Annotated in this window: 5 protein-coding genes; 2 read left to right on the top strand and 3 right to left on the bottom strand. The window is 40.1% G+C overall.

The window, feature by feature from the left end; translation table 11 throughout:
* Positions 1-137 precede the first annotated feature (137 nt).
* Together H6G76_RS19245 and H6G76_RS19240 are read right to left on the bottom strand one after the other, a co-directional pair.
* A complete protein-coding gene (locus H6G76_RS19245) occupies positions 138-3,851 on the bottom strand; it encodes a HEAT repeat domain-containing protein (protein WP_190704012.1) in 3,714 nt (1,237 codons plus the stop codon).
* Between the two features lie 287 nt (positions 3,852-4,138).
* Positions 4,139-4,453 (bottom strand): TIGR03792 family protein, encoded by a 315-nt coding sequence (locus H6G76_RS19240; RefSeq protein ID WP_190704026.1) that lies wholly within the window; start codon positions 4,451-4,453, stop codon positions 4,139-4,141.
* A 135-nt stretch (positions 4,454-4,588) separates the two neighbouring features.
* On the opposite strand from H6G76_RS19240, the gene H6G76_RS19235 reads away from it, so the two are divergent.
* Complete coding sequence (locus H6G76_RS19235; protein ID WP_190704009.1) at positions 4,589-4,912, top strand: phasin family protein; 324 nt, start codon at positions 4,589-4,591, stop codon at positions 4,910-4,912.
* Positions 4,913-4,990: 78 nt separating this feature from the next.
* The gene (locus H6G76_RS19230; RefSeq protein ID WP_190704006.1) at positions 4,991-5,518 is read left to right on the top strand and encodes an FKBP-type peptidyl-prolyl cis-trans isomerase; all 528 of its coding nucleotides are present in this window, start codon (positions 4,991-4,993) and stop codon (positions 5,516-5,518) included.
* A 68-nt stretch (positions 5,519-5,586) separates the two neighbouring features.
* Here H6G76_RS19230 and dnaB read toward each other — a convergent pair whose 3' ends face one another.
* Complete coding sequence (gene dnaB, locus H6G76_RS19225) at positions 5,587-6,939, bottom strand: replicative DNA helicase (protein WP_190704004.1); 1,353 nt, start codon at positions 6,937-6,939, stop codon at positions 5,587-5,589.
* Positions 6,940-7,048 lie beyond the last annotated feature (109 nt).

Raw genomic sequence — 7,048 nt, 5'->3', positions numbered from 1 at the left:
CGCGGAGAGGGGCTAAAACATTGTGATATTTCAACGAAAGATAAGGGTTTCAAAGCCTCTCCCCCACAGGGGGAGAGGTTTGGAGAGGGGTTTTTTAGCTCCGTCGAACTCACGTTATTTTAAGAAATAAAAAAGTCTTACCCTAACTCTGCCAACTTCTTTTTCGCAAACTCCCGCACTTGTTCATCTGGGTCATTTGCGGCTTTATCACGCAACAGTGGTAATGTTTGCGGATGGTTGAGATACTGTTCTGTAATAGTTTCTAATGCGACTTGACGTGGATTGTCTTGAAAACTATATTCCCGTTCAAAGGGGTCATTGACAGCGCAAGTATAGAAGACTTCAAATATATCTGGGTTGTCTTTAAAACCTCTAGCTAATTCTTGTAGTGCTAGTTGTCGCACATTTGCAGATTTATCAGCAGTAGCACGTTTCTTGAGAATAGCGAGAATATCAGGATCGTCTTTGAATATTCTGGCTAATTCTTGCAATGCGGCTTGGCGCACATCTGCATATTTATCAGATGTTGCGTGTTTTTTGAGAATAGGGAGAATATCGGGGTCATGTGTAAAATCCCTGGCTAGTTCTTGCAGCGCGGTGCGGCGGACATATTCATTATCATCGTTGCTGGCGCGTTGTTTGAGAATTGATAGCGTATCAGGATGATCTTTAAAACCTCTAGCTAATTCCTGCACGGCGGCGCGGCGCACATCGGAATATTGATCAGCGATCGCCCGTTGTTGCAAAATGGTGATAGTCTCTGGGTCATTTTTAAAACTTCTAGCTAATTCTTGCACCGCAGCACGGCGCACATACTGATCATTATCAGCAGTTATACGTTGTTTCAGCCAGTTTAAAACTTCGGGTTCCTCTTTAAATCCCCTAGCTAATTCCTCTACTGCTGTTTGTCGCACACCTGAATATTTATCTGTGGTCGCGCATTGCTTGAGAATAGAGAAAGTTTCAGCATCATCCTTAAAAGTTCTGGCTAATTCTTGCACAGCCGCTTGACGCACATATTCATTTTCATCCGTGATAGCCCGTTGTTTGAGAATTGGCAAAGTTTCTGAGTCTTCTTTAAAACCTCTCACCAATTCTTGCACCGCCGCTTGGCGCACCGTCCAATCATCATCTGTAATACGTTGTTTGAGCCAAGTTAGGATATCAAAGTTATCTTTAAACGCTCTGACTAATTCTTGCACAGCTACTTGCCGCACAGTACCAGAACTATCAGCCGTGACGCGCTGTTGTAGCCAAGCTAAAATATCAGGTTTTTCTTTAAAGCCTCGCGCTAATTCTTGCACCGCAGCTTGGCGAACATATTCATTTTCATCTGTGGTGGCGCGTTGTTTTAGCATAGGTAGAATTTCTGGGTCATCTTTAAAATTCCTAACTAACTCTTGCAACGCTACTTGTCGCACCGTCCAATTATTATCTGCGATCGCTTGTTGTTTTAGCCACAGCAAAGTGTCAGCATGATCTTTGAAATTTCTCGCTAATTCTTGCACCGCAGCACGGCGCACATCTTCATGTTCATCTGCGTTAGCCAGTTGTTTCAGCCACAGCAAAGTATCAGAATCATCCTTCCAAGTTGTCGCTACAGCTAAAACTGCTTGAGTCCGAATTTCTTGAACTAGCTTAGTTTCTTCTTCATCTCGATATGGTTGGTAATAGTAACTCAGATCATATTGAGTTAACTCTTTTATCCGATTCAATAATTTACTAGCTGTTGTCGCTACTAACACTCGATTCCGCACTTCTGCAAGGCACTTAGCTGCTAAAAAAAGATTAATAAACTTTTCTTGTTCACCATTTTGTGCCATTAAATAATTAAGAATCTCGCAGACAAATTTCGGCTCAATCATACCGGTAATTAGGCGCAAAACTTCATGCCAAGTTTCATAACGCCAATGCTTACCAAACACCTCATTATTCAATTCGCTAATAGATAGGATTTGGGATTCTTTAAACTGCCAGACAAATTCCCAAGCACAAAAATATTCTAAAAAAGTGCGATGTACAAATGCATAATAATCTGCACCTACAAAACATAACATAAAATTGCGAACTCGCAATTGATTAATCATCACCCTAGCAACTTTGACTGGGTTCTCAAATTCAATATTTTTAAGATATTTAATCAAAATCTTTTCTAAGTCGCTAACGCTAATTAAATTGCCATTCAAACCTCTAGGACTAGTTTGCATATGATAAGCCACATGACGCAACATCGCCTGCTTATCTTTATAATCAATAGTTTTGGGGTCGAGCCGAGAATCTTCTACTAAAGCACGTTCTACATCCCATTGGTGTAACAAAACTCGTGAGGATTGTTCGTAAAGCGTTGCTCTGTCTCTCGGCAATTCTTGATTACGATTAAGAATTGCCATCATAGTTAATAAAAGCGGATTTCCTGCTAACTCAGCAATTGATTTTGAAGTATCAATTGCTCTTTGTAATCGCTCACGTTTGCGTAATTTATCTTCTGAATCAATAAATGTTAATTCATGCCAACGATTTATAAAATCTTGAATCTGTTCTGTATCTAAATCTTGCAACATAAAGTGGCGAAATTCAGCATCTCGTAATCTTTGTGGTTTATAGCCAATCACTCGTGAAGTTACAATCACCCGCACGTTAGGATATACATTAGTAAAGCGATGAATATCTGTGATTACATCCTCTCGCTTTGCTAATTCAAATACTTCATCTAAACCATCAAACATCACTAAAGCATTACCAGCTTTTAAATGTTCATGCAGTTGATTTTGATTGAGATGATGAACTGTACCACTACATTTATGGAAAAAATCTAAAAAGTTATTACATTCATTATTCTCTCGTCTACGAATATATGTGCGTAACTCGATTAATAACGGAATAGGTAGAGAAATTACATTAGTTAGTGGAGTTTCTGCCCAAGTTAACGCCAAATATTGCAATAGAGTAGATTTTCCTGAACCGGGATCACCTAAAATAACTAAATATTTATAAATTGGATTGTTAATAACATCTAAAACTGATACTATAGGTTGCCCAAAATAAACTCTGCGATAGCCTTCTAACTCTTCTAATAAGATTTCAGCTTCTAATTGATTACTGTCACTGAGTTTTCTTAAGTGTTCTTTGGGTAGTTCATGCACTTGCGGTAAAACTTGGTGAACTTCCCGCACATTTTGAGCGATAAACATTCGCCATAACTTCAACTCGTTATAAGCATAACCAGTTGTATCTAAACTATCTAACTTTAAGTTTCCATAGCGTTCACGTAGCCCTTCCTGATACCCTGGTAAATCAAAATCTGGAGCAATATCAGTAAGTTCTTGCAGGCTATTTTTTACTTGTTCTAAATTTTGACTGTCTAGAATAGGACGTAATTTATCTGACTCTCGAATAATAGCTTTGACCTTTTTTAGATATCTTTTAGTTAACCTTTCCCAATCAAATTTCGGAGGTAAATTAGGCAAGTTAATTTTATACCAAGTATGAGACAATACCTGAGTATCTAATGATTGACAATCTGGCTGAAAAGTGTTGCTTAAAATATCAGTAAGTGTTTGATCGTGAATAAATTGATTTAACGGTTGAGTATATTGTTGAAGTTCTGATTCTTCTATGTCTGAATCTTCTAATTCCTGCTGCATCAGCTGTAAAAATTCTTTTAATGCTTTGCCAGCAGCAACTTCAATATCTTCTTTTGTGAGTTGCTGCAAAATGTTCTTGGGGATACTTTTTAATAAATCTTTAGCCCAGTCTTTAGCAACGTCTTTTGCTAAGTCTTCAAAAATAGGTTTAAAAGCAAACCCGACAGCCTGAGTTATGCCCCAAACAGCTAACCAATCTACTACCATATTCGTGTTTGCCCAGCTTTAGATTTTGAGTATATCTAACTGGTTCCATAATTATTATAGATTTCAGAATAATTGAATAAATTTCATAATCCTATTGTGTTAATTGAAATTAATTAGTATTACTTTCTGACTGGTTCAAGTAAATATCACTTACGCAATGAAAAAATAGGACACAGATAAATTCAATTAGAAAATATTTATACTTGAGTTTTAAACTTATATTTGTGAATAATAATATCCCCGAATTCTTAAAGAATTCGGGGATATTAAGTTGATATAGTTCATCTTTAAGAATAAGTATGAGGAAACTTTCTGACTTGATATTCTGCGACTTCTACCATTTGATAGATATCTCCTAGAGTTTGAGCAAATTTCTGCTCGATTGCCTCTAAATCAACTTGGGGAATAGCTTTCCACTGTTCTAAACTTTCCCAACGAATAATGAAAACAACTTCTGTGGCGTTGTTGGGGTTAATCCAGACTTCTTTACCAAGAAATCCTGGATACTTAGCCAAGGCGGTTGTCCAAATTTCCGCATCCTTTTGGATAAAATTTTCGCGCCCATTTGGGTCAACTTGAAATTTTAGCAGTTCTATCACCACACCCATGCATCCCCTGTGTTTGTCAATTTGCCAGAATAGAGTTGTAGGCTAGAATTAACTACGCTTCCAGCATAGCTTGATTGCATACACTCAAGAGCAAGGAGGCTGGTTTGAATTAAATAACAGGAAGGAAGTATGGATAGCAACAACTGGTTGCAACAGCTAATGATGGTGGGAATTGGTACAACGTCTTTGGTGGCAGAAAAACTGCGACAAGTCAGTGATGAATTAGTCAAAGACGGGAAGTTGAATCCTGAGCAAGCTAAGGCGGTAATGGATGATATTGTACAGCAGTTGAAGTCAGAGCAGGGCAATTGGGATGTCCAAATGCAAAGACAAATGCGGAATATGATGCAGGATTTGGGCGTGGCGCGTCAGTCTGAGGTGGATGAACTGCGGGGTAGAATTGACCGTTTAGAGCGTCAAGTACGCGATTTAGAAAATAAGCTTTGGCGTTAAAATGTTCTTTCTGATTTAAACTAATTGTGTCCTGTTGGTATTACTTTTGCCTAACTACCTAAGTAGGGAGGACTTATTTTGAAAGCGATTTTACTCAGCGTGGGTTTCATGCTGGTCTGTGTTGTGGTTTTGGTATTAGCGCAATTAGGCGGTAAAACCGATACTGCCATTGCAGCTAACTTGAACCAACAAACTCCAGCAGTACCTACTACTGTCATTGAAAACAATACTCTGATAGCGAGCAACACTATGTCTGATGATGCTAATGTCGTCACTACTCCCTCTGGACTGAAGTACGTAGAGATAAAAGAAGGGACTGGTGCGACTCCTCAACCTAGACAAACGGTTGTAGTTCACTACACCGGTACTTTAGAAGATGGTAAGAAATTTGATAGTTCCCGCGATCGCGGCCAACCCTTTAGCTTTACCATTGGCGTTGGACAGGTGATTAAAGGTTGGGACGAAGGACTTAGCACAATGAAAGTTGGCGGTCAGCGTCAATTAATCATCCCCCCAGAGTTAGGCTATGGTGCGCGGGGTGCAGGTGGCGTAATTCCACCCAACGCTACCTTGCTTTTTGATGTGGAATTGCTCGATGTGAAATAAAGTCTGAAGTATGTAGACGCGAACGGGAAGCCACCCAAAGGGTGTCTACATACTTCAGCTTTCATCCTTTAATAATTTGGTCTGGCTAGGTTTTTAAATTTGGTATATTGCGGGTCGAATAACAATTTGACTGTACCTGTTGGGCCGTTGCGGTGTTTTGCTACTATTACTTCTGCAATGCCGCGATCGGGGGTATCTGGTGAATAATATTCATCGCGGTATAACATAATCACTAAATCCGCGTCCTGCTCGATCGATCCGCTTTCTCTCAAATCAGATAACATGGGACGCTTGTTGGTACGTGCTTCTACGCCGCGACTTAATTGTGATAAAGCAATTACAGGTACAGATAATTCACGGGCTAAACCTTTAAGCGATCGCGTAATTCGAGATAATTCTTGTACGCGGTTATCACCTGCGCCTTCCATTAGTTGCAAGTAATCTATCACAATCAAGCCTAAGTCTGCCCCCTGTTCAGCTTGCAGTCGTCTGGCTTGACTCCGCATCTCGTTGACTGTCATATTCGGCGTATCATCTATATAAATTGGCATCTCGGAAAGCATACCAATTGCCCGACTTAACGGTTCCCACTGGGTTTGGCTGATGCGCCCACTCCGCAAATAACCAGATTCAATTCCCGCCTCACTCGCCAATAGTCGCTGTACTAGCTGTTCTTTGGACATTTCTAAGCTAAACACAGCAACGGGTAATTTATAACCAGCCGCAATATTATGCGCTAGGTTGAGGCAGAATGCCGTTTTTCCCATTGACGGCCTCCCAGCGACAATAATTAAATCAGAACGCTGGAAACCACTAGTCATGGCATCTAAATCATAAAAACCGCAAGGAATCCCAGGTAAAGCGATACCTTGATGGCGGGTTTCAATATCTTGGAAAGTGTTGACTAAAGTATCAGAAATGTGGACTAAACCTGATTGCGGGCGTTCTTGGGTGACACCAAAAACTTTCTGTTCTGCTTTGTCTAAAACTAGTGGTAACTCGGTTTCTGTTTCGTAACCTAAATGTACAATTTCGTTGCCAGCTTTAATTAACTGTCGCCGCAGGTATTTTTCCATGACTAACCCTGCTAAAGCGTCGATGTTAACTGCTGAAACAGTACGGTCTACGAGGGTGGCTAGTTTATTTCTGCCGCCAATCTTTGCTAGTAAATCATTATCTGCTAACCAACTAGTAATTGAAAGTAAATCTGTTGGTTTACCTTGGGCGTGGAGACGCAGGGCGGCTTGATAAATATCTTTATGAGTGCTGATGTAAAATGCTTCGGGAACCAAGCGATCGCTAACTCGACCAATCGCTTCTGGATCTAGTAAAATTCCTCCCAAAATCGCTTCTTCTGCATCAATATTTTGGGGTGGTAGGCGATTACTACCATCGCCTTGAAAACTTAATTCTTCCGCCATATGCGATTTTGGTTGAGTAATGAGGATGTCTCTACTACTCTTATAGTCCAAAATCTGCGTAATTACGGAGGAGGCAGGAGCTAGGAGACTAGAAAGCTTGTACTATCAG

The organism is Nostoc sp. FACHB-152 (genome assembly GCF_014697475.1).
Taxonomy (GTDB): domain Bacteria; phylum Cyanobacteriota; class Cyanobacteriia; order Cyanobacteriales; family Nostocaceae; genus Nostoc_B.
The sequence above is the reverse complement of the archived record's forward strand: the minus strand, read 5'-3'. Positions and strand labels throughout refer to the sequence as shown.